We start from the raw sequence: 16518 nt of genomic DNA on the forward strand, positions 1-16518 counted from the left end.
CCGCACGCGGCCTGGCTGGAGGTTTCGATGAGCTTGCAGGATCTCGCATGGCTGGCGATGGCGGCCTATGCCGTCCATATCCTGGAGGAGCATACGTTCGACTGGCGCAACTGGGCGCGGGGCGTCATCGGGCTGCCGGTCGAATGGACGGATTTCTACGTCACCAACGCGGTGGTCATCGCGGTCGGCATCGCCCAGGCGCAACTGGCGCCGACCGTGCCGCTGATCGCGCTGATCTTCGCGGCACTGATGCTGATCAACGCGGTGTTCTTCCACATCCTGCCGGTGATCCGGACGAAGGGGCGCTTTTCGCCCGGGCTCGCGACCGCGGTGGTGCTGTTCCTGCCGCTCGGGGCGGCGATCTTCCTGAGGGCGGCGGAGGAGGGGCACCTCGACGTCGCGACCGGTCTCTCGGCCTTCCTCGGCGGGGCGCTGCTGATGGCCTATCCGGTGGTGATGCTGCACCTGAAGGCGAGACCCTATTTCCGGCAGGCCGAAAAATGACTGTGACTTCCTCCCTCTCGTCTTATCTCTTGTTCCATGGAGCTTTCAGGTGATCGTTTCCGATCTCAAGGACCTCAATACGCCCTCCGGCGACCGGATCGATCGCCTCGTGGCGGCGCACCGGCCGGGTCATGGGCTGGCGCGTCCGTTCTACCACGACCAGGATATCTACGAGCGCGACCTGGAGCGGGTCTTCCGCCGGCACTGGCACTGCATCGCCCATGAGAGCGTCATTCCGAACGCCAACGATTTCGAGGTGTTCCGCATGGCCGACGAGCAGGTGATCCTGACGCGCCATGCCGACGGCTCGATCCATGCGCTGCTCAACGTCTGCCGCCATCGCGGGGCGGAGGTGTGCACGAAGGACAAGGGCAATGCGCGGGTCTTCGTCTGCCCCTACCATGCCTGGACCTATTCCAACGACGGCGCCTTGCGCGCCGCCCGGCTGATGCCGAAGGAGTTCAGGCGCGAGGACCACGGGCTGAAGAAGCTGCACGTGCGGGTGGTCGAGGGGCTGGTGTTCGTCTCGTTCGCGAAGGTGCCGCTCGACTTTGCCGAGGTCGAGCACCTGCTGCATGCGACCTGTGGCCAATACGGCTGGGGAAACGCGAAGGTCGCGCACCGGGAGAGCTACGCGGTCAGCGCCAACTGGAAGCTCGCGGTCGAGAACTATGTCGAGTGCTACCACTGCGGCCCGGCGCACCCGGAATATTCGCAGACGCATGCGCTGGAGCAGCCGCTGCACATGATCGAGGCGATGAACGAGGCGATGGAAGAGCGCACCTGCGCGCTCGGCATCGAGGTTGGCTCCGGCAATCACTGGCAGACCTCCGAGGGCGGCAAGGAGGCGATCCACGCCTTCCGCTACGCGCTCTACGACGGGGTCAAGAGCGGCAGCGAGGACGGGGCGGCGGTGGCGCCGCTGATGGGCCGTTTCACCGATTTTGACGGCGGCGTCACCTCGATCCACCTCGGCGGCACGACCTTCCTCGTCTGCTATCCCGACCACGGCATGATCTACCGCTTCATCCCGAAGACAGCCGAGACCTGCGAGATGGAGCTGATCTGGCTGGTGGACGGCAATGCCGAGGCGGGGCGCGACTACGATCTCGACCGGCTGACCTGGCTGTGGAAGGTCACCACCGACGAGGACAAGGCGATCATCGAACACACCGCGCGCGGCGTGCGCTCGCACTATTTCGAGCCCGGCCCGATCGCGCCGATGGAGCACAACGAGCTGCGCTACATCGACTGGTATCTGGACGAGATCAGCCGGGCGTGAGGGGGGGGTGGGTGATGAGGAACTCCTGGATTTGACCGCGGGCAGCCTCCTCAGCCACCGTCATGCCGGACTTGATCCGGCATCCAGCGCGCGCAAGTCGTTGCGCGCTGGAAGTGCACTCCCTCACGCCGCAGACGCGGCGTGGCTGGACCCCGGATCAAGTCCGGGGTGACGGAGGGGGACGGCAGGTGCCGGACTATGGTGCGGCAGCAGTGCGTCATGCGTTCAAGGAAATGGAATCGAATCAACGGACTACGCAGAGAGATTGAATTTCTGAATCCGCTTTCGCGCCGGTCGGTCGCGCAAAGCCGCAGCATGTGGAGGGCGCAATGAGCATAGCCGAAGCAACCCAGACGTCGAGGCGCGCCGGCGGGCGGGCGGCCCGCGTCGCCATGCGGGCAGCACCGCTGGCGGAGAACGTCCGTCCGGTTCGCCCGGGGCTTTCGGGCGGGCAGTACAAACCGCTGACGGAGGCCGGCGTGCGCCGCATCCACGAGGCGGCGCTCGATGCACTGGAGAACATCGGCCTTGCCAATGCGCCGAAGTCCGGCATCGAGATCATGACGGGGGCCGGCGCGATCCTGGGCGAGGACGGGCGCATCCGCTTTCCCCGCGCGCTGGTCGAGGACATGCTGGCGGTCGCCGCGCGCGACATCACGCTCTATGGCCGCGATCCGAAATACGATCTCGAACTGACCGGCACACGGGTCTACTACGGCACCGCGGGTGCTGCCGTGCACATCGTCGACGTGGAGAAGCGGGAGTACCGCGAATCCACGGCGAAGGACCTCTTCAACGCGGCGCAGCTCGTCCATCATCTCGACAACGTACACTTCTTCCAGCGGGCGATGGTCTGCCGCGACGTGGCCGACAACTTCCTGATGGACATCAACACGCTCTACGGCTGCTGCGCCGGCACCTCCAAGCATGTCGGCACGAGTTTCTCCGATCCCTCCCATGTCGCCGGCTGCTTCGACCTGATCCACATGTTGGCGGGCGGGGAGGACCGGTGGCGGGCGCGGCCGTTCGTGTCGAACTCCAACTGCTTCGTCGTGCCGCCGATGAAGTTCGCCGAGGAGAGCTGCATCACCATGGAGGCCTGCATCCGCGCCGGCATGCCGATCCTGCTTCTGTCTGCCGGTCAAGCCGGTGCGACAGCGCCGGCGCCGCTGGCGACTGCGATCGTGCAGGCCGTGGCGGAGTGCCTGGCGGGCGTCGTCTACGTCAACGCCATGGCGCCCGGCCATCCGGCGATCTTCGGCACCTGGCCGTTCGTCTCGGACCTGCGCACCGGTGCGATGTCCGGTGGCTCGGGAGAGCAGGCGCTGCTGACGGCCGGCTGCGCGCAGATGCACCAGTTCTACCGCCTGCCGGGCGGGGCGGCGGCGGGGATCGCCGATTCCAAGCTGCCCGACATGCAGGCCGGCTGGGAGCAGGCGATCTCCAACGTCATGGCGGGGCTGTCCGGCCTCAACATGGTCTACGAGGCGGTCGGCATGCATGCCTCGCTGCTCGGCTTCTGCCTGGAGAGCCTGGTGCTGGGCGACGACCTGCTCGGCCAGGTGCAGCGCTGCGTGCGCGGCATCGACGTCACCGAGGATTCGGTCTCGCTGGAGACGATGCGATCGGTGTGCATCGACGGGCCGGGGCACTATCTCGGTGATCCGCAGACGCTGTCGCTGATGCAGACCGAATACGTCTATCCGGCCGTGGCCGACCGCACGAGCCCGAAGGAATGGGCGGAGATCGGCAGGCCGGACCTCGTCGCCAAGGCGATCGAGCGGAAGAACCGGATCCTCGCCGAAGCCGGCGGGCCGTTGTTCGACCCCGAGATCGACCGGGTGGTGCGGGAGAAGTTCAGGATCTATTTCTGAGCGGGACGCCGGGATCGATCGCGCCTTCGCGCCGATCTCATTGCGGCGGCAGCGATCGGGCGAGCGCGCGCACGTCGCTGACCGTCCAGGTCCATTGCGGCTCGGTGATCTGCAGCAGGTCGCTGCCGGTGAAGACGACGAAGGTGGTGAAGGGCTGGCTTTCGCCGGGAAGCACGCGGGCGACGATCAGGGCGGTATCGGTGCCGACCGGTGTGCAGGTGCCCGCCGGGCAGTTGGCAAGCGTGATGCTGAGGCGCATCGACTGCAGCGTGGCGGCGCTGTTGTTGGTGATCGTGCCGGTGACGCGGTAGCTCGTCACCGGCTGGCCGACGGTGAACTGCATCTGCGAGAGCACGATCTCTTCCGGCGCGATGACGTTGCGCGGGGCGACCGGCTCCGGCACGACGGTGCGGCTGTCGGCGAGCCAGATCACGGCCGCTGCGGCGAGGCCGATCGCGACGGTGATCGTCAGCACCGGCTCGACCCAGCTCTGGAAGCGCTTGTAGCGCAAGGCGAGATAGAGCGTGGCGACTGCGACGACAGCGAATGCCCAGACCATCAAGATCCTCCTCGCCATCCATATAGCGTGGCGGGCGCGAAGCCAAAAGGCCTGCGCAACCATTCACTTGGGGATGGGGCGCGCGCGGTGGGCCTTGCCGAGGGTTCCGGTCCGCCGTCGGCCTTTCCGCAAACCTGTGATCGGCTTGCGGCACCGGCGGCGAGGATCCGTCCGCACCGATCTGACCCCGGCGAGTGGGCGTCTGTGGTCGGTGTCAGCCGCCCCCTCATCCGGTCCTTCGCGCCACTTTCTTCTCGAGGGGCGGAGAAGAGGGGACCGCCGTTACTTCAGGCTGATCCAGTAGGCGCCTTCGAAGGGGACGGCGGCGAAGCGGGTGTTGATCTCGTCCAGCGTCTTTTCCGGGTCGACGTCGGCAAAGACGTCCGGCCGCAGCCAGTGGGCGAAGGCCTCGGCGGCAAGGATGTTCAGCGGCACGGCGTTGAAGAAGTTCCACAGGCCGTAGACGCGGCCGTTCCTGATGGCGGCGAGATCGGCCAGGATCGGCCGCTCGGTCGCCTTCTGCAGCGTCTGCCGTGCCTCCTCGGCGGGAACGCCGGGGCCGATGGAGAAGGCGCTGTAGGTGCCGCCCGGCGAGGCGGTGGCGATATAGGCTTCCGGGTTGGCGGCGATCAGGTATTCGATGCTGACGATGCCGCCCTGGCGGGGCAGGTCGGAGGCGATGTTGCGGCTGCCGGTCAGCCCGATGAATTCGCCCAGTCCACCGACCCCGTAGGCGTAGCAGCAGCCCTGGTCGTTCGGAAAGGCGTCCATGAGCACGGTCGGTCCGGGCTCCGGCGTCGCCGCCACGCGCTCGCGGATCACCTTCAGGTGCTCTTCGTAGAAGCTCGCGAAGGCTTCCGCTTGCTCGTCGCGCTCCAGCACGCGGCCGAGCAGGCGCATGTTGTCCGGCGTGTTCTTCAGGGGATCGCTGTTGAAATCGACGACGATGACCGGCACGTCGATCTGTTCGAGGTAGGCGATCGCCTGCTTGCCGAGGTCGGTATCGGCCTGCCAGTTGGCGAGGATGGCGAGATCGGCCCTCAGGGACAGGATCGTCTCGAAGGAAAAGCCGTTGCCGGTGCCGTCGCCGATCAGCGGCACGTCGGCGATCTTCGGGAATTTTTCGCGGAAGGCCTCGTAGATCGCCGGGTTGTCGCCCTTCATGTCGCCGGCCCAGCCGGCCAGCAGGCTGACGGGATCCGGATGGATGAGCGACAGCGCCACGAGATTGAAGCCGCTGCCGAGCAGGATCGCTTCCGGCTTTCTTTCGATCGTGACCTCGCGGCCGAGGGCGTCGGTGACCGTCAGGGGGAAACGCCCGTCGGCCAGGCCGGCGCCGGCCGACAGCAGGAGGCCGGTGAGAAAAACGAGAATGCGCAACACGTCAATGCTTCCTCTGGTCGGGCAGGGCGCACAGCTCGCCGCAGCTCGGAATGCCCGGCAGGAGGTAGCGCAGGCAGCAGACCTTCCGGCGGCACTGGACCTGCCCCTCCGCCAGTTCATGGCGCAGCGAGCCGTGGAAGGGATTGGGCGAACCGTCGGCGAAGGTCTTTTCCTCGAACAGCGCGCGCGCCGTCCACTCGTCCGGTGCGCGCTGCGCGTCGCCTCCGGCTTCACCGGTCGCCGGCGAGGCGGTGCGTGACACAGGCTCCGTCGCGTTGATCGCATAGTCGATGTAGACCGCAGCGTTGTTCCAGCCGAGCTTGGGGGCCATGCCGCCGAACCGCTTCAGATGAGCGACGACCTCGCCGAGGTGCGCCGACACCAGCGGCCTGACCAGCTCGAGGGGCGTATCGTCCTCGCACCAGTCGCCGGTGCGGGGCAGGCCGAAGGCCCGCGGCAGGCCGTCGTCGGCAAGCGCGATCGTCATGTCGTCGACGGCGATCGGAAGGGCGAGGTCCGCCCGGCGCGCCACGATGTAGGGGATCGAAAGCGCGGAGAAATAGTAGAGAGACCAGTAGGACGCCACCGCCCGGCGGTCGACGCCGTGGGTCTGGGCATAGGTATCGAGGCCGGTCGCAAAGGTGCCGCTCTCGAAGAAGTCGCGGATGGGCATGGCATTGTCGAGGTCCGACGAGAGCATCATCTTCTCGCCGCACCAGGCATGCTCGCCCGAAAAGACCGCCCTCAGGCCTTGCGGCCCGAAGACGGTCTCGTCAGCCCTGGGAGGGGTTGCGTCCAACGGTGTCACCACGTGTATTTGAGCGAGCCGATGATCGTCCGGCCCTGGTCCTTGTAGCAGAAGCCGGCCGAGCAGACCGGGTCGCGGCGATCGAAGATGTTGGTGGCGTTCACCTGCAGGGCCAGCCCCTCCATCTTCTTGTCGATCGCGGCGAAGTCGTAGCGGAGGGCCGCGTCGAACAGGACGCGCGAGCCGTTCTCCATGGTGTTCTCGTCATTGCCGTAGCTGGCGCCGATGAAGCGCGCGCCGCCGCCGAGGCCGAGGCCGTCCAGGGCGGTGTCCTCGGGCATCGTGTAGAAGGCCCAGAGGGCTGCCTGATGGCGCGGCACCGAGGAAACGTCGTTGTCGACCGTGCCGGCCGGACCCTCGATGATCTTCATCTGGGTGTAGGAGTAGGAGGCGGTGAGCGACAGGCCGTTGTCGAGGCTGGTGTTGGCCTCGAACTCGAAGCCGCGTGAGCGCAGCTTGCCGCGCTGGACCTGGATGTTGGCCGGGCCGGTCGGCAGGTCGACGACTTCGTAGTAGAGGCCGTTCTCCTGGTCGATGTTGAACATCGCGGCCGTCAGCATGGTGTTGCTGTTGGGCAGCAGATACTTGACGCCGATTTCCTCCTGCTCGCTCTCGGTCGGCTTGAAGGGGGCGTCGGTCTCCTGGTTGAAGCCGGCATTCGGCGAGAACGCGGTCGAATAGCTGGCATAGGGGGCGAGGCCGAAGTCGAACTCGTAGGTGAGGCCGACGCGCTTGGAGAAGGCGCGGTCGCTCTGGTCGAGCTCGGTGACCGTGCCGCCGACGAGATCGGTGCTGTCGGTGTCGGTGGAGACCCAGTCGTAGCGGCCGCCGAGTGTCAGGGTCCAGGCGTCGTAGCGGATCTGGTCCTGGATGTAGGTGCCGACCTGCCACTGGTCCTGGTCGACGCGCTCGGTATAGGGAATGCGATCCATCGGCTCGCCGCGGTCGGGATCGTTGGTGTCGAGCGGCGGCGAGACGCCATAGCCGTTGAGCGACTTGTAGCGCAGCTTCATCAGGTCGAGGCCGGTCAGCAGCGTATGGCTGAAGGCGCCGGTGTCGAACTCGGAGACGAGCTGGTTGTCGATGACGATGGCGGAAAGCCGCTCCTCGAAGGAGCCGGCGCTCCGGTCGATCAGCGTCGGATCATCGGCGTTCGGGGCATAGGCGAAGGCCCAGTCCGCATTGGTGTCGAGCGTCGAGGCGCGCACGTTCTGACGGAAGGTGAAGGTCTCGTTGAAGCGGTGCTCGAATTCGTAGCCGATGCGGCCCTGGTTCTGGACCGAATCGTTGAAGGCCGGGTTGCCGGCGAAGAAGTCCGTCACCTCGCCAGTGGTGGTGTCGTAGTAGTAGGCCGCGGTGCCGCCGGTCTTGATGCGCGCGTATTCGCCGAGCACGGTCAGGCGGGTGTCCTCGTCCGGCTTCCAGGTCAGCGCCGGGGCGATGTAGATGCGGTCGTCGGGCACGCCCGGCTGTTCGGTATCGGCGGTGCGGGCCAGGCCCGTCAGGCGATAGTAGACCGGGTCGGTGTCGTTGATCGGGCCGGACAGGTCGAACTGGCCCTGGTAGCGGTTGTGGGTGCCGTACTGGACCTCGACCTCGTGCTGCGCCTCTTCGGTCGGACGCTTGGTGACGAGGTTGTAGAGACCGCCGGCACCGGAGGCGCCGTAGAGGGCGGAGGAGGGGCCGCGCAGGATGGAGACGCCCTCAAGGCCGTAGGGCTCGGTCTTGTAGAGCGAGGAGCCGGCGCCCGGCTGGCGGAGGTTGTCGCGGAACACGCCGTTATAGGTCACGTCGAAGCCGCGCACGGTGAAGGAATCGAAGCGCGGGTCGAAACCGTAGGCGGTCGTGCGGGTGCTGGGGGTATAGGCCAGGACTTCCAGCAGCGTCTGCGGGTTGCGGTCCTTCATCTGCGCCTCGGTGACCGTGGAGACCGATTGCGGCGTCTGCAGGAACGGAGTGTCGACCTTGGCGCCGGTGGCGCTGCTCTTGCCGACATAGCCGTCGGCGGTGATGACGCCGCCGCTGCCGCCGTCGACGATGATCTCCTCCAGCGTCGTCGTGCCCTCCGTGGACGTCGCCGCCGCCTGGTCCTGGGCGCGGGCGGCGATGGACAGGGTCAGGAGCGAGGTGCCGGCAAGGGCGAGGACGAGCGTACGGCGGAGCGGGGAAGAGGTCAGGGGCATCGAAGGTCTCGTGATGTTACTAGGTCGATAACCGGACTGTTCTCATCATGTTTTTGCGATGCGCAAGAAATATATGATAAATTATGTCATGTTTCGGACATTGTTGCCCTCATGCAACGGAAATGACCGCCATGGTGGTGGCGATGCTCAACGCTCTACGATGGCGCGTGCCCGGTCAGACGACGGCGCTGCCGGCCATGAAGGCGAGGATGAGGAAAATCAGGAACAGAATCAGGGCTATGCCGAACAGGACCTTGGCGACGGTCGCAGCCGCCGAGGACACGCCGCGAAAGCCGAGAAAACCGGCGACAAGCGAGATCACGAGAAATATCAGGGCCCATTTCAGCATCGGCAACGTCCTTTCCTGAACCGGAGAGAAGACGCGCGAGGCGGAAATTTGTTCCCGTCATGGCCGATCCGAGGCGGGAAGGGACCCGGCGGAGCCTTCCCGCCGGGTCAAAGACGAGGCAGAAGGCCCGTTCAGCCGTGATTGATCATGACGTGGCGGACGGCGGTGTAGTCCTCCAGCGCATAGACCGACATGTCCTTGCCGTAGCCGGACTGCTTGACGCCGCCATGCGGCATCTCGTTGGTCAGCATGAAGTGGGTGTTGATCCAGGTGCAGCCGTATTGCAGCCGGGCGGCCGCGCGCATCGCCTTGGAGATGTCCTTGGTCCAGACGGAGGAGGCGAGGCCATAGTCGCTGTCGTTGGCCCAGGCGATCGCCTGGTCCTCGCCCGTGAAGCGGGTGACGGAGACGACCGGGCCGAAGACCTCGCGGCGGACGATCTCGTCGTCCTGGGTGGCGCCGGCGACGACGGTCGGCTGGAAGAAGAAGCCCTTGTCGCTGCCGGGCGCGCCGCCGGTGACGATCTCGATGTGCTTCACGTCCGCCGCGCGCTCGACGAAGCTTGCGACGCGGTCGCGCTGGCGCTTGGAGATCAGCGGGCCGATCTCGTTTTCCGTATCGTCGGCAAGGTTGTAGCGGATGGTCGAGACCGCCGAAGAGAGCTCGGCGACGAACTTGTCGTAGATGCCCTTCTCGGCATAGATCCGGCAGGCGGCGGTGCAGTCTTGGCCGGCATTGTAATAGCCGAAGGCGCGGATACCGTTGACCACCGCTTCCAGGTCGGCGTCGTCATAGACGATCACCGGCGCCTTGCCGCCGAGTTCCAGATGGGTGCGCTTGACCGATTTCGCCGCCGCCGCCAGCACCTTCTTGCCGGTGGCGACGTCGCCGGTGATCGAGACCATGTTGATCTTCGGATGGTTGATCAGCGCGTTGCCGACGGTCTCGCCGCGGCCGAGCACGACGTTGACGACGCCCTCGGGCAGGATGTCGGCCAGCACCTTCGCCATCTTCAGCGCCGTCAGCGGCGTCTGCTCGGACGGCTTGAAGACGACGGTGTTGCCGCCGGCGATCGCCGGCGCCAGCTTCCAGGCCATCATCATCAGCGGATAGTTCCAGGGGGCGATGGAACCGACGATGCCGATCGCGTCGCGGCGGATCATCGAGGTGTGGCCCGGCAGGTATTCGCCCGCGACCGTCGCCGTCATCGAGCGCACGGCGCCGGCGAAGAAGCGCCAGCAGTCGACGATCGCCGGGATCTCGTCGTTGCGGACGGCGTTGATCGGCTTGCCGCAGTTGAGCGCCTCCAGTGCGGCAAAGCCGTCGGCGTCGCGTTCGATCGCGTCGGCGATCTTCAGGAGGTAGGCGGAACGCTCGGCCGGCGTCGTCGCCGCCCAGGTGGAGAAGGCCTTCTCGGCGGCGTCGACGGCGGCGTCGATCTGCGCGTGCGAGGCCTCGGGCAGGTCCGCCACCGTCTCGCCCGTCTTCGGGTTGAGGATGTGCTCCTCGCTCTCCGTGCCGGCCTCGAAGCGTGCGCCGATCAGCATCTGGGTTTCCATCGGTAACTCCCTTGGTCTCAAGTCGTTGTTCTATTTGCCGCCGCCGGCGACCTGGTCGCCGTCGCGGGTGAGGTAGTAGGCGAGAAGGATCGGCAGCAGCGTCACCAGCACCACCAGCATGGCGACGACGTTCGTGACCGGGCGCTGGCGCGGCCGCACCAGTTCCTCCAGCATCCAGATCGGCAGCGTCTGCTGCTGGCCTGCGGTGAAGGTGGTGACGATCACCTCGTCGAAGGACAGCGCGAAGGCGAGCATGCCGCCGGCGAGAAGCGCGGTGCCGATATTGGGCAGGACGACATAGCGGAAGGTCTGGAAGCCGTCGGCGCCGAGGTCCATCGAGGCCTCGATCAGCGAGCCCGAGACGCGGCGGAAGCGGGCCACCGCGTTGTTGTAGACGACGACGACGCAGAAGGTGGCGTGGCCGAGCACGATCGTCCAGAACGAGAACGGGATCTCGGCAAAGGAAAAGGCCGAGCGCAGCGCGATGCCGGTGATGATGCCGGGCAGGGCGATCGGCAGGATGACGAGCAGCGAGATCGTCTCGCGGCCGAAGAACTTCGTCTGGCTGACGGCGGCGGCGCAGAGCGTGCCGAGCACCAGTGCGATTGCGGTGGCGATCGCGGCGACGCGGACCGACAGCCCGAGTGCTGCCCATACGTCGGGCCGGTTCCAGGCGACGGCGAGCCACTGCAGCGTATAGCCCGGCGGCGGGAACTGGTAGCTCTTCTCCTCCGTCGTGAACGCATAGAGGAAGATCAGCAGGATCGGCAGGTGCAGGAAGAGCAGGCCGCCGGCTGCGGCGATCTTCAGGCCGAGCGGGGCGGAGGTGGAGCGGTCAGAGCGCATCGAAGGCCCCCTGTTTCTTCGCCATCCAGAGGTAGAAGCCCATGATGACGATCGGGACGACGGTGAAGGCGGCGGCGAGCGGAATGTTGCCGGCCGTGCCCTGCTGGGCATAGACCGCCTGGCCGATGAAGAGCCGCGACGAGCCGATGATCTGCGGGATGATGTAGTCGCCGAGCGTCAGCGAGAAGGTGAAGATCGAGCCGGCGATGATGCCGGGCAGCGCCAGGGGAAACAGCACGTGCCGGAAGGTCTGGGCCGGGTGGGCGCCGAGATCGGCGGACGCCTCGACCAGGTTGCCGGGCACCCGCTCGAGGGCCGCCTGGATCGGCAGGATCATGAAGGGCAGCCAGACATAGACGAAGACGATGAAGGTGCCGGTGTAGCTGATCGACAGCGAGTTGCCGCCGACGACCGGCAGCGCCAGCCAGCCGTCGAGCAGCCAGGTCAGGTGCAGCCTGGAAAAGACCCAGGTGAGGATGCCCTCCTTGGCCAGGATCAGCTTCCAGGCATAGACCTTGACGAGGTAGCTGGACCAGAGCGGCAGCATGACGCCGAGATAGAACAGCACCTTCCATTTTCCCTTCGCATAGCGGGCGGCATAGTAGGCGATCGGGAAGGCGATGACGGCAGACGCCAGCGTCACCAGCGCCGCCATGACGACGGTGCGCAAAATGATGTCGAAGTTCGACGGGATCAGCAGTTGCCGGTAGGTGGCGAGCGTGAACTCGTAGTTCACCAGGCCCGAGAATTCGTCGATCGAGAAGAAGCTCTGCAGCAAAAGCGCAAACAGCGAGCCGAGATAGATGATGCCGAGCCAGAGCAGCGGCGGGGCGAGCATCAGGAACAACAGGATCTTCGGGTTGCGCCAGAAGAAATCCGACATTTTCCCGAAGGTGCCGCTGCGGCCGGCGAGGATGCTGGTTTCGGCGATCGCGCTCATGCCGCTTCGTCCATCAGGTGCAGGTCCTCGGGCGCGAAGGACAGGGTGACGCCGCTGCCCTGTTCGGGGATCAGCTCCGACGCGGGGACCATGGCGGCGATGCGCGTCGCGCTGCCGGTCTCGATGGTCACGCGGTTGGCTGCGCCGAGGAAGCTGGTGGCGACCACGGTGCCGGTGACGCGCTTGCGTTCGCCGGTGCCGTCGCCGAGCGACAGCGCCTCGGGACGCAGGCTCGCATAGCGGGCCGGGTAGCCGAGGCTCTGGACGAAGGCGGGCGCCAGCACATTGGAGGAGCCGACGAAATCGGCGACGAAGCGGGTCTGCGGCCGCTTGTAGACCTCCTCCGGCGTGCCGAGTTGCTGGATGCGGCCCTCATTGAACACGGCGACGCGGTCGGCCATCGACAGCGCCTCGCCCTGGTCATGGGTGACGAAGACGAAGGTGATGCCGAGCGATTTCTGCAGGGCCTTCAGCTCCTCCTGCATCTGCTCGCGCAGCTTCAGGTCGAGGGCGCCGAGCGGCTCGTCGAGCAGCAGCACGCGCGGCCGGTTGACGAGTGCGCGGGCGAGCGCGACGCGCTGGCGCTGGCCGCCGGAGAGCTGGCCGGGGCGGCGGCTGCCGTAGCCGGGGAGCTTGACCATGGCGAGCGCACTTTCCGCCGCCTTCAGCCGCTCCTCCCGGCTCACGCCCTTGACCATCAGCCCGTAGGCGACGTTTTCCAGGATCGAGAGATGCGGGAACAGCGCATAGTCCTGAAACACGGTGTTGACGTTGCGCCGGTAGGGCGGCACGCCTTCCGCCGTCTCGCCGAAGATCTCGATATGGCCGTCGGTCGGCTGCTCGAAGCCGGCCATCAGCCGCAGGCAGGTGGTCTTGCCGGACCCGGAGGGCCCGAGCATCGCGAAGAACTCGCCCTCGGCGACGGCGAGGTCGACGTGGTCCACGGCGCGGACCTGGCCGAAATGGCGGGATACCTTGTCGAACAGGACGGCGGTGGTCATGGGGTACTCCAGTTGTCATGTGGGACGGGGAGGCGAAGGTGAGGGCGTGCCATGTCGCCCCCCTCTGCCCGGCAGGGCAGAGGGGGGTATCTCCCGCTCCGGAACGTGCCTCAACGTCCGCCGATCACGCCGATGTAGTCCGAGACCCAGCGGTGATAGGGCACGCATTCACCCTGGCTTTCGCACTTCGACACCGGCGTCTTCCAGAAGCGGATCTTGTCGAAATGGTCGAAGCCGTTCGTGGCGCAGCCTTCGTCGGTCAGCAGCTCGTTGCCCTTGCAGGCGGCCGGCACCGACGGCACGGCGCCGAACCAGGCGGCGGCGTCGCCCTGCACCTTCGGCGACAGCGAATGCTCCATCCACATGTAGGCGCAGTTCGGATGCTCGCTGTCGGCGTGCAGCATGGTGGTGTCCGACCATCCGGTGACGCCTTCCTCGGGGAAGGTCGAGGCGATCGGCTGCTTCTCGGCCTGCATCAGGTTGACCTGGAAGGGCCAGGAGCCGGAGGCGACCACGCCCTCGTTCTTGAAGTCGTCGATCTGGATCATCGCGTCGTGCCAGTAGCGGCCGACGAGGGTGCGCTGGACGCGCAGGAGGTCGAGGGCGGCCTTGTACTGCTCCTCGTTCAGCTCGTAGGGATCCTTGATGCCGAGTTCGGGCTTGTGCGCCATCAGGTAGAGGGCGGCGTCGGCGACGTGGATCGGGCCGTCATAGGCCTGCACGCGGCCCTTGTTGGACTTGCCGTCCGGCAGCGTCATCTCCTCGAAGACGACATTCCAGCTCTTCGGCGCCTCGCCCTTGAAGGCGTCGGTGTTGTACATCAGCACGTTCGGGCCCCAGAGATAGGGGGTGCCGTAGTGGACGCCGTCGACCGTGTTCCAGGCGGCGCTCTGCAGGCGCTCGTCGACGGTCTTCCAGCTCGGGATCAGGTCGGTGTTGATCGGCTGGACGCGCTTGCCGGCGATCAGGCGGCGCGAGGCGTCGCCGGAGGCGGTGACGAGGTCGAAGCCGCCCTCGTTCATCAGCGCCACCATTTCATCCGAGGTCGCCGCCGTCTTCACCGAGACCTTGCAGCCGGTCTTTTTCTCGAATTCGGTGACCCAGTCGTAGGCCTTGTCGGTCTCGCCGCGCTCGATATAGCCGGCCCAGGCGACGATCGAGACCTCGCCTTCGCCGGCGCCGAGCGCCTTCAGCGGCTCCTGGGCGAGGGCTGTGGCCGTAAACGCAAAGGAAAGGGTGAGCGCGGTGCAGGAATGCAGAAGTCGCTTCATGATGATCTCCCGGTTTGTCCGCTTTAGCGCGGTATTCGTTCCCGGAAGAAAGCGTGCCCCCTTTTCGCCGCTTTCGCAAATTCATTAATCAGAATGTCGATATCGGAATTTCCGAAAGATGCAGCGTTTCCCCTTGCGCCGCCGTCCCGAGCCACCGGCTCTCGCCGGTGACCTCGCGTTCCCATTGAATATGCGTCACTTCCCCGTCAGCCGCGCGATCTCCCGCTCCAGCTCTTCGATCTTCCGGTCCCGCTCGGCCAGTGCGGCCTGGACGGCCGATGCCTCGAAGAGCTGCGGGATGTGCTGCGGGCAGTTGGCGTCCCAGGCCGAGACGGTGAACAGGATCGCCTGCTCGACGCGGGCGCGATAGCCTTCCGGGTGAAGGCGCGCGAGCAGTTCGGCGTCGTCTTCGACGACCTTCGCCTCGCCCCAGATCTTGACGCGCTGCCGGTGGGCGTAGTCCATCAGGAAGAGATGGGCCTTCGGGTTCTCCGACAGGTTGCCTTGCGTGATGTACTGCCGGTTGCCTGCAAAGTCGGCGAAGCCGATCGTCTTGCGGTCGATGACCTTGAGGAACCCCGCGGGACCGCCGCGATGCTGGATGTAGGGCTGGCCGGCGGCACTTGCCGTTGCCAGGAACACGCTCGTGCGGCTCTCGATGAAGCCGGCGAGGTCGGCGGAGATCTCCGTCTGCCAGGACCCGCCCGTCTCCATCCGCGCGTAGCCGTGTCTCGAGCCCTTGCGCTCCTGGATCGCCTTGACCGACGGCGTGAAGGCGACATCGCTGGAGAACGCGGTGACGGGAGCATGAAGTTCAGAGCCGGACATGAGTTCCATCCTGCTGGGGTCTCGATCGGTCGCGGGCGCACGATGCCGCGCACCCCATCGGATGCGCGGCGGCCGGGCCATCGACCGATGCGATCAGTTTACGGTCGCGACCTTCCGATCGAGGAAGTCGCGGATGAGTGGCGCCATCTCGTCGAGCTTGTCTTCGAGGGCGAAATGGCCGGTGTCGAGAATGTGAAGCTCGGCCTGCGGCAGGTCGCGCAGATAGGGATGCGCGCCTTCCTCGGGGAAGATCTTGTCGTTCTTGCCCCAGACGATCAGCGTTGGCGGCTGCTGCTTGCGGAAGAACGCCTGGAACTCGGGGTAGAGCGGCACATTCGTGCGGTAGTCGTAGAAGAGGTCGAGCTGGATGTCCTTGTTGCCCGGGCGATCGAGCAGGGCCTGGTCGTGGATCCAGTTGTCGGGACTGATGCGCGTCAGATCCTTGACGCCATCGGTATACTGGAACTTGGTGATGTCGAGCGTCACGAGGCTGGCGAGCGCCTCCCGCCGTTCGGCCGTGCCCTCGGTCCAGTAGGCCTTGATCGGATCCCAGAACGCGCCAAGGCCCTCGTCATAGGCGTTGCCGTTCTGGATGATCAGGCCGCTCACCTGTTCCGGGTTCATCAGTGCGAGGCGGTAGCCGACGGGTGCGCCATAGTCCATGACATACATGGCATAGCGCGCGACGCTCTTCTGCTTCAGGAGAGCATCGATCATCTCGGCATAGCGGGCGAAGGTATAGGCGAAGGTCGCGCGCTCCGGGGAACCGCTCTGCCCGAACCCCGGATAGTCCGGGGCAATCACGTGATAGCGGTCGGCGAGCAGCGGGATCAGGTTGCGGAACATGTGCGACGACGTCGGGAAGCCGTGCAGCAGAAGCACCACCGGGCCATCGGCGGGACCGGCCTCGCGGTAGAAGAGATCGACGCCGTCGATATCCGCGGAGCGGTAGTGAACGGTCGCAACCGCCGGAACGGCCGTCCGTGTCCCGGTCGCGGCAGCAAGGGCTTCGCCGGCAGGTGCTCCGGCCAGACCTGCGAGCAGCGCGCAAATGAGCAGTCCCTTCATCGCAATCTCCATTCTTTCAAGTTCGTGAATGAGCTGTGCCGGCGTCGGGACGGAATATAATTC

Annotated in this window: 15 protein-coding genes; 3 read left to right on the plus strand and 12 right to left on the minus strand. The window is 66.1% G+C overall.

Annotated features, from left to right (window positions below):
• Nucleotides 1–27: 27 nt before the first annotated feature.
• The 3 genes from P0086_RS18165 (at nt 28) to P0086_RS18175 (ending at nt 3660) form a co-directional block, all read left to right on the plus strand.
• A complete protein-coding gene (locus P0086_RS18165; RefSeq protein WP_275788099.1) occupies nt 28–504 on the plus strand; it encodes an HXXEE domain-containing protein in 477 nt (158 codons plus the stop codon).
• Nucleotides 505–556: 52 nt separating this feature from the next.
• On the plus strand, nt 557–1786 hold the full coding sequence (locus P0086_RS18170; RefSeq protein WP_275788303.1) for an aromatic ring-hydroxylating dioxygenase subunit alpha: 1230 nt from the start codon (nt 557–559) through the stop codon (nt 1784–1786).
• A gap of 329 nt (nt 1787–2115) precedes the next feature.
• Nucleotides 2116–3660 (plus strand): trimethylamine methyltransferase family protein, encoded by a 1545-nt coding sequence (locus tag P0086_RS18175; RefSeq protein ID WP_275788101.1) that lies wholly within the window; start codon nt 2116–2118, stop codon nt 3658–3660.
• Between the two features lie 37 nt (nt 3661–3697).
• Here the strand turns inward: P0086_RS18175 and P0086_RS18180 are convergent, their stop codons facing one another.
• From P0086_RS18180 to P0086_RS18235, 12 genes are all read right to left on the minus strand, one after another.
• Complete coding sequence (locus P0086_RS18180) at nt 3698–4219, minus strand: hypothetical protein (protein ID WP_112599359.1); 522 nt, start codon at nt 4217–4219, stop codon at nt 3698–3700.
• 282 nt (nt 4220–4501) lie between these two features.
• Nucleotides 4502–5593 (minus strand): ABC transporter substrate-binding protein, encoded by a 1092-nt coding sequence (locus P0086_RS18185; RefSeq protein WP_275788308.1) that lies wholly within the window; start codon nt 5591–5593, stop codon nt 4502–4504.
• A gap of 10 nt (nt 5594–5603) precedes the next feature.
• Entirely contained in the window at nt 5604–6305 is a 702-nt protein-coding gene (gene fhuF / locus P0086_RS18190) for a siderophore-iron reductase FhuF (protein ID WP_275788311.1), read from the minus strand.
• 101 nt (nt 6306–6406) lie between these two features.
• Complete coding sequence (locus P0086_RS18195; RefSeq protein WP_148652199.1) at nt 6407–8593, minus strand: TonB-dependent siderophore receptor; 2187 nt, start codon at nt 8591–8593, stop codon at nt 6407–6409.
• A 175-nt stretch (nt 8594–8768) separates the two neighbouring features.
• Complete coding sequence (locus P0086_RS18200) at nt 8769–8942, minus strand: DUF1328 domain-containing protein (RefSeq protein ID WP_112604836.1); 174 nt, start codon at nt 8940–8942, stop codon at nt 8769–8771.
• A 131-nt stretch (nt 8943–9073) separates the two neighbouring features.
• A complete protein-coding gene (locus tag P0086_RS18205) occupies nt 9074–10501 on the minus strand; it encodes a gamma-aminobutyraldehyde dehydrogenase (protein ID WP_112599363.1) in 1428 nt (475 codons plus the stop codon).
• A gap of 30 nt (nt 10502–10531) precedes the next feature.
• The gene (locus tag P0086_RS18210; RefSeq protein WP_112604833.1) at nt 10532–11347 is read right to left on the minus strand and encodes an ABC transporter permease; all 816 of its coding nucleotides are present in this window, start codon (nt 11345–11347) and stop codon (nt 10532–10534) included.
• Nucleotides 11337–12287 carry an ABC transporter permease gene (locus P0086_RS18215; RefSeq protein ID WP_275788109.1) on the minus strand — a complete coding sequence of 317 codons (951 nt, stop codon included), beginning with the start codon at nt 12285–12287 and terminating at the stop codon, nt 11337–11339. The genes P0086_RS18210 and P0086_RS18215 overlap by 11 nt, the downstream gene beginning before the upstream one ends.
• Nucleotides 12284–13288, minus strand: coding sequence for an ABC transporter ATP-binding protein (locus P0086_RS18220; protein WP_112599366.1), 1005 nt, complete (start codon nt 13286–13288; stop codon nt 12284–12286). Before P0086_RS18220 ends, P0086_RS18215 begins: the two co-directional genes overlap by 4 nt.
• Before the next feature lie 110 nt (nt 13289–13398).
• Nucleotides 13399–14559 carry an ABC transporter substrate-binding protein gene (locus tag P0086_RS18225; RefSeq protein ID WP_112600604.1) on the minus strand — a complete coding sequence of 387 codons (1161 nt, stop codon included), beginning with the start codon at nt 14557–14559 and terminating at the stop codon, nt 13399–13401.
• Nucleotides 14560–14754: 195 nt separating this feature from the next.
• A complete protein-coding gene (locus tag P0086_RS18230) occupies nt 14755–15387 on the minus strand; it encodes a pyridoxamine 5'-phosphate oxidase family protein (RefSeq protein ID WP_275788112.1) in 633 nt (210 codons plus the stop codon).
• Nucleotides 15388–15480: 93 nt separating this feature from the next.
• Nucleotides 15481–16455, minus strand: coding sequence for an alpha/beta hydrolase (locus P0086_RS18235; RefSeq protein ID WP_275788114.1), 975 nt, complete (start codon nt 16453–16455; stop codon nt 15481–15483).
• Nucleotides 16456–16518: the final 63 nt, after the last annotated feature.

Source organism: Mycoplana sp. MJR14 (genome assembly GCF_029210525.1).
In the GTDB taxonomy this organism is placed as follows: domain Bacteria; phylum Pseudomonadota; class Alphaproteobacteria; order Rhizobiales; family Rhizobiaceae; genus Mycoplana.